Source organism: Clostridium sp. FS41 (genome assembly GCF_000954015.1).
Lineage (GTDB): Bacteria > Bacillota > Clostridia > Lachnospirales > Lachnospiraceae > Enterocloster > Enterocloster citroniae.
In genome coordinates this window covers 354808-379096 of the sequence record NZ_JYHN01000061.1, presented here as the reverse complement: position 1 = coordinate 379096, position 24289 = coordinate 354808, and the positions used below count along the sequence as shown (strand labels likewise).

Below are 24289 nucleotides of genomic sequence, written 5' to 3'. Positions count from 1 at the left end.
GCAGTCTTTCCCAATACCCCTGATCCTTATGGAACCAAAATGATCCTCAGGCCTTCCCTGTTGTCCAGCATCTTCATTGCTTTCTCAAATTCCGAGAATGGGAGGGTATGGCTTCCGATCTCCTTGATATCCAGTCCGTTGGCCATCATATCCAGTCCCTGGAACCATGTCTTTCTCTCATATGCCCTGTTGCCGATGATACTTAACTGGCGCATGGAGATGGTGGTCATATCCAGTGTGGATTTTTCCTTTGGAAGGCCGGAAATGCCGATCTTTCCGTTCTTAGCCAGCATCTGTACGCCCTGCTCCACGGCACGGGCGTTACCTGCCGCATCAAAAGCCACCTGTACGCCCCGTCCGCCGGTCAGTTCCTTTACACGTTCCACCGGATCGCACTCATCACAGTTAATGGGAATCCCGCCCATTTTCTCTGCAAGGGCCAGGCGCTTTTTATCAATGCCGAGTCCGGTGATCATCACCTTTTCGACCCCTATGTATTTAAGCACTTTGAGCATCAGAAGGCCGATGGCCCCGCATCCCAGCACAACTGCGCAGTCGCCCATCTGGGGATTGACGCGGTCCACTGCATTGATAGCCACGCCCAATGCTTCCAAAAGAGCGCCCTCCTCAAAGGATACATTGTCGGGAAGGGGGATCAGGTTGGTGCCGCGGATCGCCACATACTCTGCAAACGCCCCCGGAAGGTCTGTTCCATAGAACGGACGGTTATCACAGATATTGATCTGTCCCTTTGCGCAGTAAGAGCACACGTTACAGAACAGGACCGGATTCACCACCACCCTGTCGCCGATCTTAAAGTTCTTTGGGGCTGCAGGCCCGATCTCAGCCACAACGCCTGAAAACTCATGTCCGAATATGCCTGGGAACTGAATGTTATAGTTCTTGGCAATGGCTTCGTTCCATCCGTAAAGGGAGTGGTCCGTGCCGCAGATACCGCAGGCTTTTACCTGCACCAGGATCTCGTCTTCCTTGATCTCCGGCTTTGGAAAATCCGTTACATACTCCATACATCCTGGTTTTGGGGCTGTTTTGATAATTGCTGCCATTGTTTCGCTCATATTATTATCTCCTCTCAATTTTTAAACATCGGTTTACTGGCAGGACCATCCTCCGTCCAAAATAGCGGTCTGTCCTGTTGTGTAGGATGACTGTGGCAGACAGAAGTACAGCACTGCAGCAGCCATCTCATCCGTGGTTCCCATTTTCCCCAGGGGGGTCTTATCCAGCACGTTCTTAAGGCGCGCCTCATCGGCCAGCAGGCCGGATACCATGTCCGTCATAACATAGCCGGGCGCTACGCCGTTTACATTGATCTGATAAGGAGCCAGGTCAATGGCCAGCGCCTTGATCATGGCCATCACAGCGCCCTTGGTAATACAGTATGGGGCAATGTTCTGCATGGCGGAAATGCCTCTCTGGGAGGTCATGAACACGATCCGTCCTCCTCCTGTCTTAGCCATCTCCCTGCCGCACGCCTGTGCCAGGAAATACCCCGCATCCAGGTTAAGATCAAAGATCCTGCGCCAGTCTTCCCTGGTAAAATCAAAGGTATGGCACCTGGGAAGAGCCATGCCTGCATTGGATACAAGGATGTCGATCCTCCCATATGCCTTCAGGGTCTCAGCCACGATCCGGTCAATATCCTCCTGCTTGGTAACATCCGCGGACACCGCGACCGCCTCTCCTCCTGCCTCCCTGATGGCTGCAACAGTACCCTCCAGCTTCTCCTTTCTCCTGGCCGCCACAACGATCTTTGCTCCGGCTGCCGCCAGGGTCTCGGCGCAGGCTGCCCCGATTCCGGTTCCTCCGCCTGTTACGATTGCTACTTTCCCCCCAAGGTGCTCCCTTGGGTCAACGCTGAACCAATTCTTACCCATATCATCTATTCCTCCTTTATTGATAATCTAATAACCCCTTTTTCTGCCAGTTCCTTAGCCTGTTCCCCGGTATATCCCAGTTCTGTCAGCTGGTCCAGGGTATGCTCTCCCAGTACCGGCGGAGGCAGCGCCTCATCCAGGGACAGGGGAAGGTTTGACATTTTGTGGGGGATATTTGTCTGCAGTACCTTGCCTGTACCAGGGAAGGTGTGATACTCAATAAGCCCATTTTCCTGCTTTAATATATTGGAGACAGCCTGGTCCTTGTTCAGGACCGGAGCCATGCACAGGTCCTTGTCACCCAGCCATTCCTCCCACTCTTTCAGTGTTTTGGAAGCCATGATCCCTTCCATTCTGGCAAATGCTTCCGGCGCCTCATGCCTGCGGCACATCTGGACAGGCACCAGCTCCGGCGCGTCCGTAAGGCGGCAGAATTCCTTCCAGAATTTCTCCTCCACCATTCCGACCGCTATCTTCCCGCCATCGGATGTGTCGTAGATGTTGTAGCACACGGCCGGATACTCCAGGTCCTTGGCCTCCAGCTGACGCCCGTAAAAGTAATAGCGGCTGTCCAGCATACTGTTCCACCACACAAAGGAATCAAACATGGAAATGTCGATATAATTCCCCTTGCCGCTCACACTGCGCTGGTAAAGGGCCGCCAGTATGGCCTGGGCCGCCACCATTCCGCTGGCCAGGTCGCACAAATGCAGCGGGCTGGTCTTTCCCCCGTTCAGGGACAGGTATCCGGACTGGGCCTGCATGTTGATATCATGAAGGGCCTTCAGGCTGCTGGGATGAAACTGCCCGTATCCGGACAGGGAACAGTATATGATATCCGGCTTTATCTCCCTGATCTGCTGGTATCCGATCCCCAGACGGTTGGTGACCCCCGGCCTAAAGCTCTCCAGGATCACGTCAGCCTTTCTTGCCAGCCTGTAAAAAATTTCCTTTCCTTCGTCTGATTTCAAATTGACGGACAGGCTTTTCTTATTCCTGCCCAGTGCTGTAAAATAATAGCTCACCCCATTGATCCCGGGCTCATCATAGCGGCAGAAATCCCCCCTCGCCGTATCCTCCACCTTGATGACCTCCGCTCCCATGTCGGCCAGGACCTGGGTGGCGTATCCCCCGGGAAGGTACCGGGACAGATCCAGCACTGTCAGTCCTGAAAATTCGTTTTTTTTCATTGTTTCCATCTCCTGTTCTTCCCTATGCGGCTTTTGCCTGCTTTGCATACCGGTCTTTTACATACATAAGAAGGAAGCATACCACAATTCCCGCAACCCCCACTGCAATGGCAATGCTGTAGGCATTGGCATAGGAGGTGGCCATCACCGCCCCATCCGGTCCCAGCATCTTTGTCTTGGCCGCGATCTGGGGGCCGAAGTAAGAACCGGACGCATAACCCAAAAACATGATCCCGTAATTGACCCCGCTGTTTTCCATTCCAAATACCTTTTGTGTAAAAGGCGGGAAACAGACAAGGACTCCGCCAAAGGCAGCGCCGATAAATATAAGACAGACAATAAACATAGGGATTGTAAACGCATTTCTCATAACAAACAGGGACAAAATAGTGACCACAAGGATGATCAAAACCGTCTTGGCCTCACCCAGCCTGTCGCAGACACGGCCAAAGCCCATTCTTCCCACAAAGTTTGCCAATGCGCTGATACCAACGATCCATGAGGCAGCCGCGGTCCCCACCCCCAGCTGGGCCTGGGCAATCCCTGAAAGCGCGCCCACGAACATGATCCCCGTCATGCTGGCCAGACACATGAGCACAATCATCAGCCAGAACCGCAGTGTTTTTAACATATCAAACGGTCCGTACTCCCGGTCCGCCTTTTCCGTGTTTGTGACAGAAGCAGGTATGGGAGGCGCCACCCAGTCCTTGCCCGGAACAGTCATGATCCAGCCCACTGCCCACACAAGAACAATGTAGGCTGCCCCGATCACCGACAAGCCCTTGGCTCCAAGCCCCAATCCGTTGCACAAAATCTCCCCGAACCTGGAAGTCAGGAAAGGCCCTATGGATGCGGACATAAGCAGCAGTCCCGACATGGTCCCCTTCTTTTCCGGATACCACTTAAGGCCCGTGGCAACCGAGGAGTTGTAGATAAGTCCTGAACCAATTCCATTGACCACGCCGAAAAACAGATAAAACATGGGCACTGAGGTGGTGAGTCCTCCCACAAGCCATCCAAACCCATAAAGAAAGCCGCCCAGGTATATCACGATCCTTGGCCCGATCTTGTCAACCGCCCTGCCGGAAAAAATCCCAAGCGTGGCCGCAAACAGCTGCTGTATGGTATATGCAATGGATATCTGGCTGTCCGTCCCACCTGTGGCTTCCATGATGGATGCCTTAAACACGGAATAGGCCGAAATCCCTGCCGCCACAAAAATGACCACCCAGGCTGCTGCAAATACCTTCTTTCTTAAGCTGTAATCTTGTGCTGTTGCCATATAACACCCTCCTTTAATACGTTTTGTTATTTTTTTAACAATCACTGCTCAGATATCTCCCGGGGATTGCATTATATGCCAGGGGGTGGTATATTTGATGAACTGCAATCTTAGGTTGTCTTTATTATATAGCCGATTGTTATACATATCCAATTGATTGCAATGGTGGTTTCGTGCATGTTTAATAGGTATTTTCTATATGTGGACCTTTTCGTATATAAGTTATGCATTATTTTGTTCCATATTTTTGTCCATTTTTATATTATTTGCACATAATTTCAGCCGGCTTATCAGGTTTATTTTATGCTGTCATTTAAAGCAACAAAAAGCGCATTGGCAATCCCTCGCCAATGCGCTCTGTTTCTTCATATAAATATTTTGAATCAGTTCCCGGATAATATCCTTGCCAGTTCACTGTCCTGATTCAGGATAACGGTCTTGTTATCCCCCTTCAGGGAAGCCTTCAGGGCGTCCAGGGAGCGGACATAATTGTAAAAATCCGCCTTGGACTCATCATTGTAGGCCTCGCTGAGGATCTGCATATACTTTGCCTCGCCCTCGGCCTTGATCTTCTCAGCCTCCGCATCGGCCTTTGCTATGGTTTCCTTCACAGTCTTATCCGTCTCATTCTTAATCAGTGAAGACTGGTAGTCTCCGTCCGCCGTGTACTGGGCCGCAATGTTGTTTCGCTCAGAGATCATCCTCTGGTAAACCGATTCCTTGTTGGAATCAGGCAGGTCCAGCTTCTTGGTCTCCACGGCATAGATATGGATGCCGTAGGAATCCATGGCGCTTCCTATATTATCAGTTATGGTCTTAGCCAGGTCGCCGTCCCTGCCTGATATGATATCCGCCTGGTTGGTGGAACTCAGCACGTTCTTGATGGAGTTGTAGACCACATTCCCCAGCCTGACCTCTGCCTTTTCCTTGCTGGCATTTAGGGAGGAGAGGTATTTCACCGGATCGTTGATATCCCAGATCACAAAGGAATCCACGGTCATCACCTTTTTATCCTTGGTGGTGACATCGCTGGGGTACAGGTCGGAGATCATCTTGTACCTGGGTATCTTCTGCACAGACTGCAGGAAAGGCACTTTCAGGGATGGCCCCGCGGCCTCCTCCACCCGGACCACCTTTCCAAACTGGATGATCAGGCTGTATTCATTGGCCCTGGTCACAACGATCGGATTAAATATGGTGGCCACAAGCAGGATCACCACCACGATCCCAATATTTCTCATAAATTTTCCTAGGGTTTTCATTACCGGGCACCTCCGTTCTGATTTTCACTGACAAATGAATCCAGGGGCAGCATGGTCTGGGTTCCGTCAGAGCCATTGATGATCACCTTCAGGGTTGGCAGAAGCTCCTCCATGGTCTCATAGAACATCCTCTTCTTGGTGATCAGGGGATACTTTGCGTACTCCTCGTACATATCGTTAAAGCGGGACACCTGGCCTTCGGCTTCACTGATACGCTGCTGCCTGTAGGCTTCCGCGTCCCTGGCAGCCTTATCCGCCTTTGCATTAGCGGCCGGAAGCTGCTCTGACTGGTACTTCTTGGCCTCATTGATCTTGGTGTCCATGCCCTGCTTTGCGTCCTCCACTGCCTTAAAGGCATTGTTCACCGCCTCGGTGGGCGGTTCCGCATCCTGTATGGTCACATTGACAATGCCGATCCCTATGTCCTCCTGCTCCAGGCGTTCTGATAAGAGGGACTTTACCTTGGCTTGTATCTCGGACTTGCCCGTGGTGATCACCTCATCCACGCTGTAGGATCCCACCGTATCCCTTATATAGGACTGGGCCAGGTTCTTTAGAATGGAAATGGCCGTATCGCTGTTGATATATGCCTTGATGGGATCCACGATCTGGTACTCAATGTAAAAATCCACATTTACAAAGTTGAAATCCTTTGTGATCATCTCGGACTCAGAGGGCAGGGAGACAGGATTGTTCTCGCTGTCAGCCGGATACTCCGTATTATAATCAGGGTCATATCCAATGGGCATCCCTTTGATCTCCTTGGACATCTTATAAACCTTTTGGATAAATGGGTACTTAAACTTAGGTCCCGAGGTCATAACGCTGGAGGGCCTGCCAAAGGTGGTGAGCACCGCCATCTCGTTCTCAGACAGGGTATAGAAGGAATCCAGGGCCGCAATTGCCACAAATACCACTAAAATACCAAACTTAATGGGACGCAGCATACGCTTCATCTTCCGGTTGCCGTCCTCCCCGCTGTCAAAGACCACCTCCGGTCCTTTCTGCGGTCCTTTCTGTGAGCCTTTTCCTCCAAAGCCCACAAACTTTTTTCCCATGAAAAAACTCATATGTATCTCCTCTCTTTTACCAGAGCGTGTTGGAACATTGCTCTACTCCATTAATTGCAACAAAGTAGTTTCAGTATATCATAGGTTTCCCCCATGGAATAGATATTTTGTCTTTACAAATATTACAAATTACGGAATATCCAATTTACTCATGGGATAATACCTGGAATGTCCCTTTAGGAATACCGGTATTCCTTTTTCATACCTACTCATTTATGCCACGCCATGCTATCATATAGTTGTTAAATAAATAACATTAATTAACAACACTATTTCTCGTAAAAGGGAGGTTTTATCATGAGATTTACATTACCCAGAGATTTATATCACGGCGAACATGCATTGGATGCATTAAAGACTTTAACCGGAAAGAAAGCATTTGTAGTAGTTGGCGGCGGTTCCATGAAACGCTTCGGCTTTCTGGATAAGGTTGTGGACTACCTGAAGGAAGCAGGCATGGAGGTTCAGCTTTTTGAAGGCGTTGAACCGGATCCTTCTGTTGAAACCGTAATGAAGGGCGCAAAGGCCATGGAGGAATTTAATCCTGACTGGATCGTGGCCATGGGCGGCGGTTCCCCAATTGATGCGGCCAAGGCTATGTGGGCATTCTATGAGTACCCGGATACATCCTTTGAGGATCTGATCATACCGTTTAACTTCCCCACCCTGCGCACCAAGGCTAAATTCTGTGCGATTCCTTCCACATCCGGTACTGCCACGGAAGTAACCGCATTTTCCGTTATCACTGATTACAGCAAGGGAATCAAATATCCTCTTGCAGACTTTAACATCACCCCTGATGTGGCCATCGTTGACCCGGCACTGGCTGAGACCATGCCAAAGAAACTGACAGCCCACACAGGCATGGATGCCATGACACATGCCATTGAGGCATATGTGTCAACCCTTAACTGCGAGTATACGGACCCGTTAGCTCTCCATGCCATCGAGATGATTAACGAGTATCTGATACCTTCTTATAACGGAGATATGGAAGCCCGTGATAAGATGCACAATGCACAGTGTCTTGCCGGAATGGCATTTTCCAATGCTTTGCTTGGAATCGTCCACTCCATGGCTCACAAGACAGGTGCAGCATATTCAGGCGGCCACATTGTTCACGGTTGTGCAAATGCAATGTACCTGCCAAAGGTTATTAAATATAACTCCAAAGAACCTGAGGCCGCTGCAAGATATGCAAAGATCGCCAAATTTATCAACCTTCCTGGTACAACTGACCAGGAGCTGACCGATGCCCTCATTGCACGTATCCGTGAAATGAACAAGGAGCTGGATATCCCCACCTGTATCAGGGATTACGAAGGCGGCATCATTGATGAGAAGGAATTTATGGAAAAGCTTCCCGCCGTTGCCGAGTTGGCTGTGGGAGATGCATGTACAGGTTCCAACCCAAGGTCCATTACCCCGGCCCAGATGGAGAAGTTGCTTACATGCTGCTTCTATGATGAGGAAGTTACATTCTAATGCCCCCCAACGTGTTAGAGATATCTCTAATACACTCCATATAAACGGTTTGTTTTTACTGCCCGAAAAGAGGCGGAAGGGATTCGACCTTTCCGCCTCTTTTCACGTTGTTTTTTACATTGTTACCAACCGGCCCGGCCATGGTCCCGGCTCACCAGCAGACGTTCCATATAGCGCAGATATCCGCACAGCCCCACCACTAAAAACACCTCCAGGAAGCTGGTAATAAAACCCGCCATCAGGATCAGCACCAGGGAACATGCCGCCAGGATCCACATGATATTCCAGGCCCTGCGGTAGCGCGGTCTGTCCCTGCTGCTTAAAAAACGGAGAAAGCAAACAATACCCAATGTCAGAAGTATGGGGGATAAAAATGCCAGCAGCACATGAAGATGGGCTTTTATTGGATACTGCTGCGGAGTATAGGGAATCATAACAGCAGTGAGCAGAAATGCCGCAGCTGTGTACACAAAGCATTTTCCTGCCATATTCCTGTATCTTCCTATATGAAACAGGTACAGGATATAGATACAGTAATAAATGCCGGTGATAAAGCCCCAAAGGGCAAAGAGCAGCTTGTTGCCTGAGGTGTTGCCCAGCACGGACAGGTTCGTGGCGGTCCAGCTGTCAAGGGATGCCAGCAGTACCGTGGCGCCCGGTACTAAATAGATGGTAAAGAGATCGTATTTTCCTTTAAACCGCCCTGCAGCGCCTCTCATGGCCTTTGCCTCCTTATAGGATTTTCCCTTGCCTATAGGGGAGCTGCGGTGCACAGTCTTCCAAAACGGCAATAGGGAGCGGACTCGTTCTCACGAATGATCCGCTCCCTATCATTATCTGATAAAGCCTTTCATTTTACACTTGAATCATTTTCCTGAAAAGGATGCCTTAATCCATACCCTTCAGAAGTCTCTCCACGCTGGTCAGCTTTACGCACAGGGCAAACAGCTCAGATGCGGTAATCAGGTCGCCTAAAGGAGGATAGGTGGGAGCAATACGGATATTGCTGTCATGGGGATCCTTTCCATATGGATAGGTTGCCCCTGCAGGGGTCATCACAACGCCTGCCTTCTTACACCTGGCAACAATCTCCTTGGCACATCCGTCCATGGAATCAAAGGAGATAAAGTAACCGCCCTTGGGCTGTGACCACTGTCCGATTCCCAGTCCTCCCAGCTCTCTTTCCAGGATCTCCTCAACAGCCTCGAACTTAGGGCGCACAATGTCGGCATGCTTTCTCATGTGCTCCACCATGCCGTGGATATCTCCGAAAAAGCGTACATGGCGCAGCTGGTTTACCTTGTCATGGCCAATGGTCTGGTTCTTTAACTGTGCCTTGATATCCTCCAGGTTGTTGTGGGAGGTGGCAAGGGCCGCGATGCCCGAGCCGGGGAAGCTGATCTTGGAGGTGGAAGCAAATTTATAAACCATATCAGGGTTGCCTGACCGCTTGCACTCTGCCAGGATTTCAATCAGATGGTCCTGGTCATGGTCGTACAGATGGTGTACGCCGTAGGCATTATCCCAGAAGATCCTGAAATCAGGCGCAGCCGGCTCCAGCCTTGCAAAGCGGCGCACAGTCTCGTCTGAATAGGAATAGCCCTGAGGATTGGAGTACTTGGGCACACACCAGATTCCCTTAATAGTGTCATCGGAAGACACCAGCTCCTCCACCATATCCATATCAGGGCCCTGGGGAGTCATGGGCACATTGATCATCTCAATGCCAAAATATTCTGTAATAGCAAAATGCCGGTCATATCCGGGAACGGGGCAGAGGAATTTCACCTTATCCAGTTTGCACCAGGGGGTATTCCCCATGATACCGTGGGTCATGGCCCGTGATACCGTATCATACATAACGTTCAGGCTGGAGTTGCCATACAGGATAACAGTGGAAGGATTCACCTCCATCATGTCCGCGATCAGTTCTTTGGCCTCATCAATACCGGTGAGCACACCATAGTTGCGGCAGTCTGTTCCGTCTTCGCAGGTCAGGTCATCATTGCTGCTTAAAACATCCATCAGACCCATGGAAAGGTCCAGCTGCTCCACGCAGGGCTTGCCTCTGGACATATCCAGCTTCAGGTCCTTTCCCTGCAGTTCGCGGTACTGTGCTTTCAGTTCCTTGCGCAGTACCAGAAGTTCTTCTTTGGTCATCTCTGCATATGGCTTCATAATATCCTCCTTGATACCCATCATATTCTTTTTTCATTAATCGGCCCGTATCTGAACCGTGCCTCAAAATTCGTCCGGCTGCCGGTGGTTTGCCATATGGTTTTGTAGTTACTAGGCACACATCTGTCAGCCAGTGGTTTACACATTCGTGCATTGTACACAAGCATACACCAACTGGAGCGTTCCGTCAATACAAAATTTTCTTATTACTAATAAAAGTTACGCTTATAAAGCTATTGTACTGAAAGAAATTCTTTTACGATCCGGTTGACCATGGCCGGGTCCGCCTTGCCTTTCATGGCCCGCATGGTCTGGCCCACCAAAAAGCCCATGGCCCTTTCCTTTCCGTTCTTATAGTCCTCCACGGACTGGGGGTTGGCTGCGATCACATCCTCCACTGCGCGTTTTAAGGCGCCCTCATCATTGACCACCTTAAGCCCGTGCTCCGTCACGTAAGCCCGGGGATCCACGTCATTCATGAATATTTCCTCAAACACGGATTTGGCCACGGTCCTGTTGATCTCTGATCCTTCCACCATGGCGATCAGGGCTGCCAGATTGGAAGGTGAGAACCGGATGTCATCTACATCCATCCCCTGCTCCTTTAACAGCCTCATGGCCTCCACCATCAGCCAGTTGGACACCTCCTTGGGCCTGTTACACAGCGCCACGGTCTCCTCAAACAGGTCAGCCATATGCTTGGAACTGGTGATCAGATCCGCGTCATATGCGGGCAGACCGTACTCCGCCATGTAACGGCTGATCTTTTCAGTGCGCAGCTCCGGCTGCTGTGCCCTGACGCGGGCGATCCACTCATCGCTAATGACAACAGGCGCCAGGTCCGGGTCCGGAAAATACCGGTAATCCTGGGCATCCTCCTTGGAGCGCATGGCCCTGGAGCTCTCTTTGTTGTCATCCCAGCGGCGTGTCTCCTGGATGACCCTTTTCCCCTCCTCCAAACGCTCGATCTGACGCTTTCTCTCCCCCTCAATGGCCCTTGCAATGGCTTTAAAGGAGTTAAGGTTCTTCATTTCCGTCCTGGTCCCCAGTTCACGGCTTCCCGCTTCGCGGACAGACAGGTTCACATCCGCGCGCATGGACCCCTCCTGCAATTTGCAGTCGGAGGCGCCCAGGTACTGGATGATCAGGCGCAGCTTTTCAAGGTAGGCAATGACCTCCTGTGCATTTCTCATATCCGGCTCTGATACGATCTCGATCAGGGGCACGCCGCTTCGGTTGTAGTCCACCAGAGAGCAGTCCTCCCACTCATCATGGATCAGCTTTCCCGCGTCCTCCTCCATATGGATCTCATGGATCCCCACCTTTTTTGCCACCCCTGAGGGCGTCTCTATCTCCACCCAGCCGTGGCGGCATATGGGCAGGTACAGCTGGGATATCTGATAGTTTTGGGGATTATCCGGATAAAAGTAGTTCTTCCGGTCAAATTTACAGTACTGGTTGATCTCACAGTTGGTGGCAAGGCCCACGGCCAGCGCATATTCCACCACCTGGCGGTTCAGCACGGGAAGGGAGCCCGGCATACCGGTGCACACCGGACAGGTGTGGGTGTTGGGGGCGCCGCCGAATTCAGTGGAACAGGAGCAGAAGATCTTGGTTTTGGTGGCCAGCTCCACATGGACCTCCAAACCAATGACGGTTTCATACTGTTTACTCATAATGTTCCCTCCTCCCTTGCTCCTCCCGCTGCCAGGGACGGAGCCGTAAAGTCGTGTGCGCTCTCATAGGCATAGGCTGCGCGGATGATATTCTTCTCCTTAAAGCAGTCTCCGATCAGCTGAAGGCCGATGGGAAGCCCTTTTGAATCCATCCCGCAGGGTACGGTGATGCCCGGGAGTCCCGCCAGGTTTACGGATATGGTATAGATGTCCCCCAGGTACATTTTTAACGGGTCCTTAAGGGATTCACCCAGCCGAGGCGCCGTGCCCGGGGACGCGGGGGCCAGGATCACATCATAGTTTGAAAACGCCTGGTCAAATTCCTTTTTGATCAGAGCCTTGGTGCGCAGCGCCTTCAGATAGTAGGCGTCATAGTAGCCGGAGCTGAGAACAAAGGACCCCAGCATGATGCGGCGTTTTACCTCCGGGCCAAACCCTTCGGAGCGGCTCTTCTTATACATGCTGTGAAGCCCCTCATACTCAGGGGTCCGGTATCCGTATTTCACCCCGTCAAAACGGGACAGGTTGGAGCTGGCCTCCGCGGAAGCGATGACATAATAGGCCGGGATCGCGTAATCCACCAACTGCAGGTCAAAGGTTTCCACCACAGCGCCTTTTTCCTTTAGCACATCCGCTGCCCGGAGCACTGCGTCCTTCACCTCACGGTCCAGGCCCTGCCCCAGATAGGGTTCCGGTATACCGATTCTCATTCCCTTTACGTCCTCTTTAAGAGCGGCGGTAAAATCACAGTCCTTCCGTTCAAGGGAAGTGCTGTCTTTTGTATCATGGGATGCCAGAACCTCCAGTATGGCTGCACAGTCCGCCACATCCTTGGCAACAGGGCCGATCTGGTCCAGGGATGAACCGTAGGCGATCAGGCCGTACCGGGACACGGTGCCGTAGGTGGGCTTGATCCCCGCAACACCGCAGAAGGAGCTGGGCTGGCGGATGGATCCGCCCGTATCAGATCCTAAGGCATAGAAGCACTCCCCTGCTGCCACGGCCGCACAGGAACCGCCTGATGATCCCCCGGGCACATGTTCCGTGTTCCACGGATTCCTGGTAACGCCAAAAGCAGAGGTCTCCGTGGTGCTTCCCATGGCAAATTCATCCATATTTGTCTTTCCCAGAATAACGGCTCCCGCCTGTTCCAGGTTTGAGACAGCCTGGGCCGTATAGGTGGGGATAAAGTTTCTGAGGATATTGGAACTGCAGGTGGTCCTCAGCCCTTTGGTGCACATATTATCCTTTACGGCCATGGGCACGCCTGCCAGCGGCCCTGTAAGGGCTCCGTCCTCGATCTTAGCCTGTACCGCGGCCGCCCTTTTTAGTGCGCCTTCCTCATCCACTGTCACGTATGCGTGGATGGACGCCTCCCATGCGCGGATCTGTTTTAAGGCAGCCCTGGCCGCCTCCATGGCAGTGACTTCCCCTGCCTGTATCTTTTTCCCCAGTTCCAGGGCAGTTAAATCAAGTATATCCATTGTCTTCGCCCTCCTATTCCACTGTTTTCGGAACCTTGAACGCGCCGTCCTTTTGCTCAGGCGCATTTGCAAGGATACTGTCACGCTCATCCCTGTTGGTCACCACATCCTCCCGGAACACATTGGTCACCGGGAACACATGGGACATGGGTTCCACGCCGGATGTGTCCAGTTCATTCAGTTTATCAATATAATCCAGCATGCGGCCCATATCCTTTTTGGCAGCTTCCTTTTCCTCATCGGAAAGCTCCAGCTTTGCCAGAATGCCCACATACTCGATGGTTTCATCGCTTATAATGTTTGCCATGGTAATACTCCTCTCTGATTCCGATCATGTCTCTTTCCAGATATGTCTCTCCCGCGTCCTATGGTTCCAGCCTTGTCACATCCCTTGGGAACATGCAGGTCTCCCTTACATTCTGTTCATCCAATAGCCGCATGGTCAGGCGCTCCAGGCCGATTCCCAGGCCGCCGTGGGGCGGCATTCCGTACTTGAAGATCATGAGATAGGACTGGATATCCTGGGGATCCATGCCCCGCCTGGTCATTTTCTCAATGATCCGGTCATAGTCGTGGATCCTCTGTCCTCCTGTGGTCACCTCCAGCCCGCGCAGCAACAGGTCAAAGCTCAGTGTGAACTTGGGATCCTGCGGGTCATCCATGGCATAAAAGGGACGCTTTTTGGAGGGGTAGTGGGTCACAAACACAAAATCACTGCCTGACTTTTCCTTAAAGTAGCGGCCGATCAGCAGTTCCTCCTCCGGCTCCAGGTCATATGGGTTGCGGATCTTCCTGTTATATGCTTCAGATACCAGCCGTTTTGCCTCATCAAAGCGCACAGCAGGGATGCGGCTCACATCCGGCAGGGTTACCTTTAGCAGATCCAGCTCCTTTTTGTAATCCTGTTCCAGCAAAGCCATGACGTACTGGAGCATACCTGTCTCCATCTCCATCACATCCTCAAATCCATCGATATACCCCATCTCAAAATCCAGGCTGGTATATTCGTTCAGATGGCGGGTGGTATTGTGCTTTTCTGCCCGGAACACAGGGGCTGCCTCAAATACCCTGTCATAGACTCCCACCATGGTCTGTTTATAAAACTGGGGACTCTGGCCCAGCTCTGCTTTTTTATTGAAGTAATCCAGACGGAACACATTGGAACCGCCCTCCGCGCCTCTGGCCACGATTTTGGGCGTATGGATCTCCGTAAAGCCCTGGCTGAACAGATAGTCCCTGAATCCTCTTACGATCCCTTCCTGTATCTTAAACTTTGCCCGCTCCCTGATATTTCTCAGTGAAATGGGACGCAGGGCCAGTTTGGTCTCCAGGGAAGTGTTCAGCTTCCATTTGCTGATGGCAATGGGCATGGGCTGTGCAGGCTTGGACAGGACACGGATGCCCTGCAGGCGGATCTCAAAGCCCTGGGGCGCTCTCTCCTCCCCACGGACCGTTCCCGTCACCTCCACCGTGCTCTCCTCCTTCAGCTCCCTGATATCAAACCCTGATTTCCTTCCCTCGTATACACACTGTACCAGCCCTTCCGCCTTTCTCAAAACAATGAATGAAATCTCCCCCATCTGACGTATGGTGTGGACAGCGCCATTCATATGAACCGTCTTCCCGTCATAATCCCCGCTTCGTATATCCCGGATACCCAGGACAGCCTTCTCCTTAACTCCGCTTACAAAATCCATGGTTGTTTCTCCTTTCGGAACGTGTTTGGTATACTTTGACATCCGGTTCCGGAACATTTCCAGGAAAATGCAAACGGCTTTTCCAATACAACAAAAACGCCCCGGAACACAGTAACTGCATTCCGGGACGGGATTTCATTCATATGATATTCCCGCGGTACCACCCGCATTGGGATCCGGGCCTGTATGCCTGCCTTCCTGTACGCTAATACAGTCAGAGCACATCATACGGTGTCAGTTCCCCTCTCTTTGTACGTAACGTGTACAACGGATATACCTACTGCCGGCCTTAACCGCTTCAATATATCAGCTCCGGAGTGTTCCCTTTGCCCAGTCCTGCGCGGAGGCGCTCTCAGTCGGTGACGCCTTCCTTCCTGTTACATTTCTCAGGCAAGAGTCTCTTTCATTGCTTTTAATTATTTATCTAATAAAATAGTACATTCATCCGCTAAAGTCAAGAACCAAAATTTACAACTTTTGATTTTTAGAAAATTTGTATATTCCATAGTCATATTTCATACATTACACTATGAAAACTTTATATTATAAAGGAGCTCACCATGTTATCCTTGGATCATTTCCATTTTTCCTCAGACATGCCGTACCCGCCAGTAAAGGCTGAGGAAAAGAATCCGGCCTATGCCAGGGTCATACTGGACAATGTAGGCGGCGCCAATTCTGAGATGTCAGCCATAAGCCTTTATGTTTATAACAATCTGATGACGGAATCAAATAAGGAGATTGCCGATGTTTTCCGCAGGATCAGCATTGTGGAAATGCACCATCTGGAAATTTTTGGAAAATTAGCATTGCAGCTGGGAGAAGATCCCAGGATGTGGACCCAGTACGGATGCAAAAGGACTTACTGGTCTCCCAGCTACAACCAGTATCCCCGGGAACTTCCTGCCCTGATGCGCAATGCCATCGACAGTGAGAAGGCGGCCATCAGCAAGTATCAGCACCAGATATCATACATACGGGATGAAAATATCACGGAAAACCTGCGCCGTATCATCATGGATGAACGGCTTCATGTGGAAATCCTGGAACAGGTCTATGCTTCCAGCTGCTCTATGCATGTCTGATATTTGTGAACTCAGAGATCTCCCTGCTGATGGTGCACAGGTCATCCACATCCATGTCATGAATATTGTGGTGGCCCGTGATCCTTGCAAAGGTCTTTATCTCCTCCAGAGAGACATTTAAAAAGTTTGCCACCCTCTGCGCTGCCGCATCCATAGGCAGGCGGCGGCGCAGAGCCTCATCCTGGGTAGCCACCCCAACCGGGCACATACCGGTCCCGCAGATGCGGTACTGCTGGCAGGCCGCTGCGATCAGGGCCGCTGATGCGATGGCCACCGCATCGGCACCCATTGCCAGAGCCTTTGCAAAGTCGGAGGACACCCTGAGCCCGCCTGTGATCACCAGTTCCATGTCCGCTCCCACCTCATCCAGATATTTTCTTGCCCGGTACAGGGCATAGATGGTAGGTACGCTGGCGGAGTCCCTGATCAGCTTGGGGCTGGCCCCCGTGGCTCCGCCCCGGCCGTCTATGGTAATAAAATCCGGTCCTGCATACACGCAGAACTCCAGATCCTTTTCGATCCTGCCTGCCGCGATCTTAATTCCAATGGGCCTGCCTTCAGACTCCTCCCTGAGCCTGTCCACAAGAGCCTTCAGGTCTTCCTTGGAGTCGATCCCCGGGAAACGGGAGGGACTGATCACATCCCGGCCCAAGGGCTTGCCGCGCACAGCCGCAATCTCCGGTGTCACCTTGCTGCCGGGCAGATGACCGCCCATTCCCGGCTTTGTGCCCTGTCCGATCTTAATCTCAATTGCATCTGCACGCCGCAGGTTCTCCTCCGACACACTGTACAGGTTTGGTACGTATTCAAATATATACTTGTATGCGGCCTCCCTCTCCTGCGGGAGGATCCCCCCTTCACCGGAACACATGGCAGTGCGCGCCATTGCGCTGCCCATTGCCAGGGCTGTCTTTGTCTCCTTTGACAGGGCGCCAAAGGACATATGGGAAATGTAGACCGGATGCTCCAATACCATAGGCTTCCTGGCCTTTTTGCCAATGATGGTCTCCGTCTTCACCGGCGCGTGCTCATCTAACGGCATGGGATTTAACTGGGCGCCTAAAAACAGGATGTCATCCCATCCCGGCATACTCATCTGTGTGCCCATGGCAGCTATGATGGACTTGCCCTTGACAGCCATCTCATGGATCTCATCCATATACCGGCTGTCCGTGCCTAACCTTGCGTATTCCGGATCATAGGGAAGGGCTTCCCTTTTCTCCGGGGAAGCCGGGGCGGATGCGGCCGAGGCCGGGGCAGCAGATACGGGGGCGGCCGGGGCGGACACAGACCCGGACAGACGGCTCTCATTCCCGGACACGCTGGGGACACCCCCGGCCGGCACCAGCTTATCGGAGGCAACTCTGCAAACCGGACAGACCTTTAATTCACGGACCGGAACCCCCTCTTTTTCTTCATCATACATGGAACCACAGAACCTGCAGCGGTATATTGCCATAACTTTACCCCTTTCTTATCCGTCTTACAATAATAGTAATCGTTACTGTTTTAAATATACCATAAATCCCACCGTCTGTCCAGACAATATTCAGCAAACATTAAAAAGCAGATCCCCCGCCTGCCTTCATAATACCTGCGCCCATTGACTTTACTATATGGATAATGTTACAATAACCACTATGCACAAATGAGAAAGGATGTTATTACATGTCACAAGAAAACAAGATGGGCACCATGCCCGTCCGCAGATTACTGATCTCCATGTCCCTGCCCATGATCATTTCCATGCTGGTCCAGGCCCTGTATAATATCGTGGACAGTGTCTTTGTTTCCATGATCAATCAGGCGGCCCTCACCGCGGTCTCCATGGCGTTCCCCATCCAAAACCTGCTGATCGCGGTTTCCGCTGGAACATGCGTGGGCGTCAATGCCCTGCTGTCCCGCTCCCTGGGCGAAAAAAATGCCAAGAATGCCAATCTGGCGGCTGCCAACGGACTGTTTCTGGCATTTCTAAGCTTTCTGGTATTTGCAGTCTTTGGCCTGTTTGGGGCAAGGCTGTTCTTTGAAAGCCAGACAGATAATCCCGTTATCATTGAATACGGCGTTCAATACCTGCAGATCGTCTGCATTTTCAGCTTTGGCCTGTTTGGGGAAATGATGTTCGAGAGGATCCTCCAGTCCACGGGGCAAACCTTCTACTGCATGATCACCCAGGGAACAGGGGCCATTATCAACATCATTCTGGACCCCATCCTGATCTTTGGTCTGGCGGGTATGCCCAAGATGGGGATCCAGGGCGCTGCCGCTGCCACCGTGTTTGGACAGATCGTGGCCATGGTGCTGGCCGGATGCCTGAATCACGCCAAGAATAAGGATGTGCGCATCAGTTTTAAGGGCTTTCGTCCCCATGGAAGGACCATATCCGTCATCTACCAGGTGGGCGTTCCTTCCATTATAATGCAGTCCATCAGTTCGGTTATGACCTTTGGCCTGAACAAGATCCTTATCACCTTTTCAGAGACAGCGGTGGCTGTGTTCGGCGTTTACTTTAAGCTTCAGAGCTTTATATTCATGCCCATCTTCGGCCTCAACAACGGCATGATCCCTATTATTGCCTACAACTATGGAGCCAGGAACCGGAAGCGTATCATGGAAACCGTGCGTTTAAGCATTGGGATCGCGGTGGGGATCATGTTCATCGGACTGACCGTGTTCCAGCTCATGACCCCGCAGCTGCTCATGCTCTTCCAGGCGGACGCGGACATGCTGTCCATCGGCGTCCCGGCCCTGCGCATCATCAGCCTCAGCTTCCTGTTTGCCGGATACTGCATCATCGTAGGTTCCGTGTTCCAGGCCATGGGCAACGGCGTCTACAGCCTGATGGTATCCGTAGCCAGGCAGCTGGTATGTATCCTTCCCCTGGCGTACTTTTTTGCCAGGACCTTTGGGCTCCACATGGTATGGTACTCCATCCCCCTGGCTGAGATCACCTCGGTAGTGCTCAGTTCCATCCTGTTTCGGAAGATCTATGTGGAGAAGGTACGGCCTCTTGGGGAAAAGTAATCCTAATTATGGAAAAGATGGGGTAAAAATTTAATAAAGTCCATTGCCTCCAGGGAAAGATCCTTATGTTTTTTATAAACCACCGCATAGGAGCGGATGGCAGTTTGGTTGAGAATCCGGCAGTATATAGGCTGCCGGATATTTTTATGGATTCGTTCCGTCACTAATTCCGGTACAAAGCCAACTCCCATCCCAACCCCGATCAAAGTATTGATGGCATCCCAATTGGTAAGCTCATACAGAATGTTCGGCCGAAATCCGGCTGCCTTACATAAATCCATCCCCATTCGGTAAAAACGCTGCTCCGGCTTTAAAAAGATAAAGGATTCATCCTTTGCATCAGACAGGTCAATAAAAGGGAAGTCTCTGGCAAGGGAAGATTTCAGTTTGGAGCGCAAAGGGCTGGAGGATGGAATAGCAAACAGAATCTGTTCCTGCTGCAAAACCTGATATTCCAGGGAGCCTTCACTTCGCAGAGGCAGTGGGATCAAACTAAAATCCACCTCATCTTTTAATACCATCTCCTCCAGAGCCAATGAAGTCCCCTCCACAATATCAATATGGATTCCCGGATAAAGCCTGTAAAAGGACGGAAGGATCTTGATCAGATAATAGGAACTGTAAAATGTTGATATACCCATCCGAATATTGCCTCTTTTCATGAGCGCAATATTTACCATATGTTCTTTCAGCTGATGGCTGAGTCTTAAAATATTTTCTCCCTCTGACACAAACAATTCCCCGGCAGAGCTCAATTTCACGGAATGCGTACTTCTCTCAAACAGGCTTATGCCCAACTCCTGTTCCAACCGTTTTACCGCCAGGCTGAGGGCCGGCTGGCTTATGAAGCATTTGGCGGCAGCGGCAGAAAAGCTCCCCTCCTCTGCGATGGTACGTATATACTCAATATCCTTTAGCTGCATGATTTTAACTCCTTTTTACAAGAAAGAGGACAAGGTTTTACAGGTTTTTTTCATAAGTTTTACTTATAAATTTATTTTATAAATCTATTATAAACAAGTATTTCATTTTTGACAATATTCATCTTATAATTCCAAATGTGACAATCATTACACAGATTGAGGGAATTTCGTCAGGATTTATAAAATTTATTTATAAGGAGGCATCAGCATGAAACGATCAGATGTCATCGCCGCAGGGCTGCTTTTATTTCCGGCATTTGCCTGTTTGACCTTGTTTAATTTTCTTCCAGTCATAAGAAACGTACTTTTAAGCTTTACGTCCTGGAATATGGTTGTGGGGGATCCGAAATTTGTGGGTCTCAATAATTATAAGGAGCTATTCACCAGCCAGGATTTTAGAAACAGCGTGATCGTTACAGTCCGCTATGCACTAATGTTTGTTCCCCTAACCATAGCCCTGGGATTTCTCCTTGCATCCCTTTTGGCCAGAAAAAGCGCGGTCAATGTGCTGTACAGAACCATCTTTTTTGCCCCCTATGTAACATCCATGGTAGCCATGTCAGCCGTCTTCCTTTTTATATATCATCCTCAGTACGGAACACTGAATACGCTGCTGAAATTCCTGGGAATTGAACCCCTGCAGTGGCTAAACAGCAAAAAGACGGCGCTTCCATCCCTTGTTGCGATGAATTGCTGGAAAACAACCGGTTTTTGCGCCGTGGTTTATTTGGGAGCACTGTTAAATGTGTCAGATGAGTTGAAGGAGGCAGCTGAGATCGATGGCGCCAGCAGACTGCAGAAACTTTGGCTCATAGAAGCGCCTTTGGTTTCCCCCACTACCTTTATGCTGGTGATCACAGTGACGATCGAGGCATTTAAAGTATTTACACAGATCAATGTCATGACATCAGGAGGGCCGGATTCCGCTACCACAAATATGCTCACCTACATGTTTGTACAGGCATTTGAGCAATTTCGGGTAGGATATGGTGGAGCAGTGGCAGTTATTATGCTTTTAACAGTCCTTATCATTAATTTTGTTCAGATGGCTTTTGAGAAATATGTAAATTATGACATATAAGAGAGGAAAACAGGTTATGAAGAAACGATTTACGGTCTATGACTTTATAAGGCATTTAATCCTGATCTCCTTTGCTGCAGTCATATTGTTTCCTTTCCTGTGGATGATATGTGCTTCCTTTAAGGAGGAACAGGATGTGTTTGTTGAAAACTTTCACCTTTTCCCCAGCAGTTGGAAATTTGAAAATTATGTGGATGCCTGGAATGCAGCACCCTTTGGAGCATTTTTCATCAACAGCATGAAAGCGGCAGCCATTTCCGTTGTCTGCCAGACCACATTCTGCTCCATGGCGGCATATGCCTTTGCCAAACTGCAATTTCCGTTTAAAAAAACGCTTTTTTCTCTTATGCTGGCCATGCTCATCCTGCCCGAGGAGGCAGCCATTATTTCAAATTATCTTCTGGCTCAAAAGCTGAACCTGGTAAATACCTCTTTTGGGGTGGCTATGATGCAGCTGGTAAATGTATTTAATATTTTCCTGATGCGCCAGATTTTTATGACCGTGCCCGATGACCTGATCCAATCAGCCAGTCTGGACGGATGCGGCAGTATCCAGGTATTCTGGCATATCATTCTTCCAAATGCCAAAAGCAGTATAGCAACGGTGGCACTGCTGTCATTCCTAAATTCATGGAATAACTATATGTGGCCTTATATGGTAACGGATGAGAACCGTTTCCGGACCCTGCAGATCGGTCTGCGATATCTGATCAGACCTGATCTGGGTCCCCAATGGCCCATGATCATGGCTGCTTCCACTATGATCCTGATACCTGTAATGATGCTGTTTGTTTTCCTTCAAAAGTATTTTGTGGAAGGAATGCTTACATCAGGAATAAAATAAAAAGGAGAGAACGAACATGAAAAGAAAAATGTATGGCCTGGTAATCAGTATGGCCGCAGCCCTTATAATGACAGGCTGCGGGCAGACCCCTGCTGTTCAGGAAAAAAGTGGGGCTGAATCTGCAGACGCTCAAACCAGTTCACCGCAGAATCCCCAGGGGACGACCCAGGAATCACTGTCTTCAGGGACAGATATTGAGCCTGCGGATGAAATCACATTCTGGTCTACCAAGGAGGACTGCTTTGCTGAACTTTGTGAGGAGTTCACCAGGGAGACAGGAATCAAAGTAAACGCAACCTACATGGGCGGCTATGACGATATGGTAAATAAAGTGATGGCGGGAATTGCAGGAAAAAAGCTTCCGGATGTGGCACAGCTGGGACAGCGTCACGGGCTTGCCCAGATGTATGACAGCGGTTATCTTCTTCCAGTGGAGGATTATATTTCAAAGGATATCATGGATGACATTCTTCCGGGCTTTTGGAAACGTTTTACCTACAAGGATAAAAAAGTGATCCTTCCCTTCCAGAACAGCATGCCTATGCTGTATTACAACAAAACCATGTTTGACCAGGCAGGCATTCCCGTTCCCAAGACCATGGAAGATGTGGTTTCTGCCGCAAAGGAAATCAAGGATGTGACCGGCAATTATGGGTTTACTTTTCACAGCGATTATCCCTGGTATATAATGGCGTTAATGTACAACAGCTCTACGGCGCCTATTGCAGGCAACAAACCACAGATGAATACAGAGCCTGTGAAAAAGATTTTTGAACAAGTATCCCAGATGGCCAATGTGGATGGAAGCATGCCTAAAAATCAGCATTCCACCGCTCAGGAAGACTTCTGTAATGGGAAGATCGGAATGCTCATGACTTCCTGTGCAAGCTATGCCAAAGTAGAAAAACTGGTGGATGGTAAATTTGAGATTGCTCTGGCATCCTTTCCCCGGGTCAATACAATGGATATTACCATGGGCGGAAACGGACTTGGACTGTTTAAGACAACCCCTGAAAAACAAAAAGCAGCCACTATGTTTGTGGAATTTATGCTGGATGATGAGAGGGTTGCCTCAAACTGTCTGACCTCAGGCTATATACCTGTAACCAATGGTGCCACTGATACAGAAACCTACAGGAAATATCTGGAGGATCCAAACCGCCAGGTGGTTAATGAACAGCTTCCGTATCTGGGCGGTGCCGCAGTGAATCCGGCCGACTCTTTGGTATGGAGTGAGGTCATGAGCCTGGTAGATTCCGTGGAAGCAGAACCCGATGTGGATCTGGATGGACGTTTGGCAGAAATAGATGGTAAAATAGAAAAATATCTAAATGAATATGCAGGTAAATGATCATGTTTATAAATTACGCGCACAGAGGAGCCAGCGCTTATGCTCCTGAAAACACCCTTTCCGCATTTTATCTGGGGCTGGAAATGGGGGCAAACGGAATCGAGACAGACATCAGAAGGACAAAGGATGGACAGCTTGTTCTCTTTCATGATGCCACCCTTGAGCAGGCAGCAGGTCTTCAGGGTGGAGTGGACCGTTACACGCTTCAGGAGCTGAGGAAGGTGATGATCTACGGAAGACCGGGATTTATTCCGGATCACATCGTAACTTTGGATGAATTCATGTACTATTTCGGCTACCGTCAACTGACCTTTGCCATTGAACTAAAGGAAAACGGGGTTGAAGCAGATGCCCTGGATATCATTAAAAGCCACGGGGCTGCGGATAAATGTATTTTCACATCATTTAATTACAGTTCCCTGGTCTGTTTAAGAAAACATGACGCAGATGTACGTATTGGATACCTGTTCCGGAATCCAACCTCCCAGGTTATAGGGGAGGCCAAGGCAATAAATTGCTTTCAGGTCTGTCCCCATGTGGATATGCTTAATGCAGATAACGTAAAGCAGCTGAAAAAAGAAGGCTTTTCTGTCAGGGCATGGGGAATCACGGATGAGAACAGGATGGGAAAATGTATCGCCTATGGGGTGGACGGAGGAATGACGATCAATTTTCCTGATAAATTGACTGCTGCGATGAAAAAAGCAGGACTGGATAAGCTCTCCTAAAATAATCTGTCTCATTAGAAAAGTGCTGCCC

21 protein-coding genes are annotated in these 24289 nt (G+C 50.2%); 7 read left to right on the top strand and 14 right to left on the bottom strand.

The window, feature by feature from the left end; all coding sequences use genetic code 11:
* Positions 1 to 26 precede the first annotated feature (26 nt).
* The 6 genes from CLFS41_RS16305 to hflK all read right to left on the bottom strand — a co-directional run bounded on the left by CLFS41_RS16305 (position 27) and on the right by hflK (position 6702).
* Positions 27 to 1079, bottom strand: a complete 1053-nt coding sequence (locus tag CLFS41_RS16305) for an alcohol dehydrogenase catalytic domain-containing protein (protein ID WP_007860819.1) — start codon at positions 1077 to 1079, stop codon at positions 27 to 29.
* Between the two features lie 33 nt (positions 1080 to 1112).
* Positions 1113 to 1898, bottom strand: coding sequence for an SDR family oxidoreductase (locus CLFS41_RS16300; protein ID WP_007860820.1), 786 nt, complete (start codon positions 1896 to 1898; stop codon positions 1113 to 1115).
* A gap of 5 nt (positions 1899 to 1903) precedes the next feature.
* Positions 1904 to 3088, bottom strand: coding sequence for a CaiB/BaiF CoA-transferase family protein (locus CLFS41_RS16295; RefSeq protein WP_007860821.1), 1185 nt, complete (start codon positions 3086 to 3088; stop codon positions 1904 to 1906).
* A 22-nt stretch (positions 3089 to 3110) separates the two neighbouring features.
* A complete protein-coding gene (locus tag CLFS41_RS16290; protein ID WP_007860822.1) occupies positions 3111 to 4370 on the bottom strand; it encodes an MFS transporter in 1260 nt (419 codons plus the stop codon).
* 383 nt (positions 4371 to 4753) lie between these two features.
* Positions 4754 to 5632 carry a protease modulator HflC gene (locus CLFS41_RS16285; protein WP_007860823.1) on the bottom strand — a complete coding sequence of 293 codons (879 nt, stop codon included), beginning with the start codon at positions 5630 to 5632 and terminating at the stop codon, positions 4754 to 4756.
* Positions 5632 to 6702, bottom strand: a complete 1071-nt coding sequence (gene hflK / locus CLFS41_RS16280) for an FtsH protease activity modulator HflK (RefSeq protein ID WP_007860824.1) — start codon at positions 6700 to 6702, stop codon at positions 5632 to 5634. The genes CLFS41_RS16285 and hflK overlap by 1 nt, the downstream gene beginning before the upstream one ends.
* Positions 6703 to 6996: 294 nt before the next feature.
* On the opposite strand from hflK, the gene CLFS41_RS16275 reads away from it, so the two are divergent.
* Entirely contained in the window at positions 6997 to 8187 is a 1191-nt protein-coding gene (locus CLFS41_RS16275) for an iron-containing alcohol dehydrogenase (RefSeq protein ID WP_195415888.1), read from the top strand.
* Positions 8188 to 8309: 122 nt separating this feature from the next.
* Here the strand turns inward: CLFS41_RS16275 and CLFS41_RS16270 are convergent, their stop codons facing one another.
* The 6 genes from CLFS41_RS16270 to aspS form a co-directional block, all read right to left on the bottom strand.
* Complete coding sequence (locus CLFS41_RS16270) at positions 8310 to 8906, bottom strand: hypothetical protein (RefSeq protein ID WP_007860826.1); 597 nt, start codon at positions 8904 to 8906, stop codon at positions 8310 to 8312.
* 169 nt (positions 8907 to 9075) lie between these two features.
* A complete protein-coding gene (locus tag CLFS41_RS16265; protein WP_045092845.1) occupies positions 9076 to 10365 on the bottom strand; it encodes an aminotransferase in 1290 nt (429 codons plus the stop codon).
* Between the two features lie 233 nt (positions 10366 to 10598).
* Positions 10599 to 12041, bottom strand: a complete 1443-nt coding sequence (gene gatB / locus CLFS41_RS16260; RefSeq protein WP_045092844.1) for an Asp-tRNA(Asn)/Glu-tRNA(Gln) amidotransferase subunit GatB — start codon at positions 12039 to 12041, stop codon at positions 10599 to 10601.
* Positions 12038 to 13525: an Asp-tRNA(Asn)/Glu-tRNA(Gln) amidotransferase subunit GatA gene (gene gatA, locus CLFS41_RS16255; protein ID WP_045092843.1), complete on the bottom strand. Its 1488-nt coding sequence runs from the start codon at positions 13523 to 13525 to the stop codon at positions 12038 to 12040. The genes gatB and gatA overlap by 4 nt, the downstream gene beginning before the upstream one ends.
* A gap of 13 nt (positions 13526 to 13538) precedes the next feature.
* Positions 13539 to 13832, bottom strand: a complete 294-nt coding sequence (gene gatC / locus CLFS41_RS16250) for an Asp-tRNA(Asn)/Glu-tRNA(Gln) amidotransferase subunit GatC (protein WP_007860832.1) — start codon at positions 13830 to 13832, stop codon at positions 13539 to 13541.
* 58 nt (positions 13833 to 13890) lie between these two features.
* The gene (gene aspS, locus CLFS41_RS16245; RefSeq protein ID WP_045092842.1) at positions 13891 to 15222 is read right to left on the bottom strand and encodes an aspartate--tRNA(Asn) ligase; all 1332 of its coding nucleotides are present in this window, start codon (positions 15220 to 15222) and stop codon (positions 13891 to 13893) included.
* A gap of 560 nt (positions 15223 to 15782) precedes the next feature.
* Here aspS and CLFS41_RS16235 point away from each other — a divergent pair.
* Positions 15783 to 16307, top strand: a complete 525-nt coding sequence (locus tag CLFS41_RS16235; RefSeq protein ID WP_007860836.1) for a ferritin family protein — start codon at positions 15783 to 15785, stop codon at positions 16305 to 16307.
* Here CLFS41_RS16235 and CLFS41_RS16230 read toward each other — a convergent pair.
* The gene (locus tag CLFS41_RS16230) at positions 16294 to 17766 is read right to left on the bottom strand and encodes a glutamate synthase-related protein (protein ID WP_007860838.1); all 1473 of its coding nucleotides are present in this window, start codon (positions 17764 to 17766) and stop codon (positions 16294 to 16296) included. The genes CLFS41_RS16235 and CLFS41_RS16230 overlap by 14 nt on opposite strands.
* A gap of 209 nt (positions 17767 to 17975) precedes the next feature.
* Between CLFS41_RS16230 and CLFS41_RS16225 the strand changes: the two genes are divergently transcribed.
* Positions 17976 to 19331, top strand: coding sequence for an MATE family efflux transporter (locus CLFS41_RS16225; RefSeq protein WP_007860839.1), 1356 nt, complete (start codon positions 17976 to 17978; stop codon positions 19329 to 19331).
* Between the two features lie 2 nt (positions 19332 to 19333).
* Here the strand turns inward: CLFS41_RS16225 and CLFS41_RS16220 are convergent, their stop codons facing one another.
* A complete protein-coding gene (locus CLFS41_RS16220; RefSeq protein WP_045092841.1) occupies positions 19334 to 20254 on the bottom strand; it encodes a LysR family transcriptional regulator in 921 nt (306 codons plus the stop codon).
* Between the two features lie 208 nt (positions 20255 to 20462).
* Between CLFS41_RS16220 and CLFS41_RS16215 the strand changes: the two genes are divergently transcribed.
* The 4 genes from CLFS41_RS16215 to CLFS41_RS29050 are packed head-to-tail and all read left to right on the top strand — an operon-like array spanning position 20463 to position 24258.
* A complete protein-coding gene (locus CLFS41_RS16215) occupies positions 20463 to 21335 on the top strand; it encodes a sugar ABC transporter permease (RefSeq protein ID WP_045092840.1) in 873 nt (290 codons plus the stop codon).
* A 16-nt stretch (positions 21336 to 21351) separates the two neighbouring features.
* The gene (locus tag CLFS41_RS16210) at positions 21352 to 22179 is read left to right on the top strand and encodes a carbohydrate ABC transporter permease (RefSeq protein WP_007860842.1); all 828 of its coding nucleotides are present in this window, start codon (positions 21352 to 21354) and stop codon (positions 22177 to 22179) included.
* A 16-nt stretch (positions 22180 to 22195) separates the two neighbouring features.
* Positions 22196 to 23530, top strand: coding sequence for an ABC transporter substrate-binding protein (locus CLFS41_RS16205; RefSeq protein WP_007860844.1), 1335 nt, complete (start codon positions 22196 to 22198; stop codon positions 23528 to 23530).
* Between the two features lie 2 nt (positions 23531 to 23532).
* Complete coding sequence (locus tag CLFS41_RS29050) at positions 23533 to 24258, top strand: glycerophosphodiester phosphodiesterase family protein (RefSeq protein WP_052665777.1); 726 nt, start codon at positions 23533 to 23535, stop codon at positions 24256 to 24258.
* The last annotated feature ends 31 nt before the right edge of the window (positions 24259 to 24289 follow it).

Bases quoted from the DNA above. Each gene is read 5' to 3' on its own strand.
- CLFS41_RS16295 (WP_007860821.1), bottom strand. From the start codon at position 3,088: ATGAAAAAAAACGAATTTTCAGGACTGACAGTGCTGGATCTGTCCCGG.
- CLFS41_RS16205 (WP_007860844.1), top strand. From the start codon at position 22,196: ATGAAAAGAAAAATGTATGGCCTGGTAATCAGTATGGCCGCAGCCCTT.
- CLFS41_RS16235 (WP_007860836.1), top strand. From the start codon at position 15,783: ATGTTATCCTTGGATCATTTCCATTTTTCCTCAGACATGCCGTACCCG.
- CLFS41_RS16220 (WP_045092841.1), bottom strand. From the start codon at position 20,254: ATGCAGCTAAAGGATATTGAGTATATACGTACCATCGCAGAGGAGGGG.
- aspS (WP_045092842.1), bottom strand. From the start codon at position 15,222: ATGGATTTTGTAAGCGGAGTTAAGGAGAAGGCTGTCCTGGGTATCCGG.
- hflK (WP_007860824.1), bottom strand. From the start codon at position 6,702: ATGAGTTTTTTCATGGGAAAAAAGTTTGTGGGCTTTGGAGGAAAAGGC.
- gatC (WP_007860832.1), bottom strand. From the start codon at position 13,832: ATGGCAAACATTATAAGCGATGAAACCATCGAGTATGTGGGCATTCTG.
- CLFS41_RS16230 (WP_007860838.1), bottom strand. From the start codon at position 17,766: ATGGCAATATACCGCTGCAGGTTCTGTGGTTCCATGTATGATGAAGAA.
- CLFS41_RS16270 (WP_007860826.1), bottom strand. From the start codon at position 8,906: ATGAGAGGCGCTGCAGGGCGGTTTAAAGGAAAATACGATCTCTTTACC.
- gatB (WP_045092844.1), bottom strand. From the start codon at position 12,041: ATGAGTAAACAGTATGAAACCGTCATTGGTTTGGAGGTCCATGTGGAG.
- gatA (WP_045092843.1), bottom strand. From the start codon at position 13,525: ATGGATATACTTGATTTAACTGCCCTGGAACTGGGGAAAAAGATACAG.
- CLFS41_RS16290 (WP_007860822.1), bottom strand. From the start codon at position 4,370: ATGGCAACAGCACAAGATTACAGCTTAAGAAAGAAGGTATTTGCAGCA.
- CLFS41_RS16305 (WP_007860819.1), bottom strand. From the start codon at position 1,079: ATGAGCGAAACAATGGCAGCAATTATCAAAACAGCCCCAAAACCAGGA.
- CLFS41_RS16215 (WP_045092840.1), top strand. From the start codon at position 20,463: ATGAAACGATCAGATGTCATCGCCGCAGGGCTGCTTTTATTTCCGGCA.
- CLFS41_RS29050 (WP_052665777.1), top strand. From the start codon at position 23,533: ATGTTTATAAATTACGCGCACAGAGGAGCCAGCGCTTATGCTCCTGAA.
- CLFS41_RS16300 (WP_007860820.1), bottom strand. From the start codon at position 1,898: ATGGGTAAGAATTGGTTCAGCGTTGACCCAAGGGAGCACCTTGGGGGG.
- CLFS41_RS16210 (WP_007860842.1), top strand. From the start codon at position 21,352: ATGAAGAAACGATTTACGGTCTATGACTTTATAAGGCATTTAATCCTG.
- CLFS41_RS16225 (WP_007860839.1), top strand. From the start codon at position 17,976: ATGTCACAAGAAAACAAGATGGGCACCATGCCCGTCCGCAGATTACTG.
- CLFS41_RS16285 (WP_007860823.1), bottom strand. From the start codon at position 5,632: ATGAAAACCCTAGGAAAATTTATGAGAAATATTGGGATCGTGGTGGTG.
- CLFS41_RS16265 (WP_045092845.1), bottom strand. From the start codon at position 10,365: ATGAAGCCATATGCAGAGATGACCAAAGAAGAACTTCTGGTACTGCGC.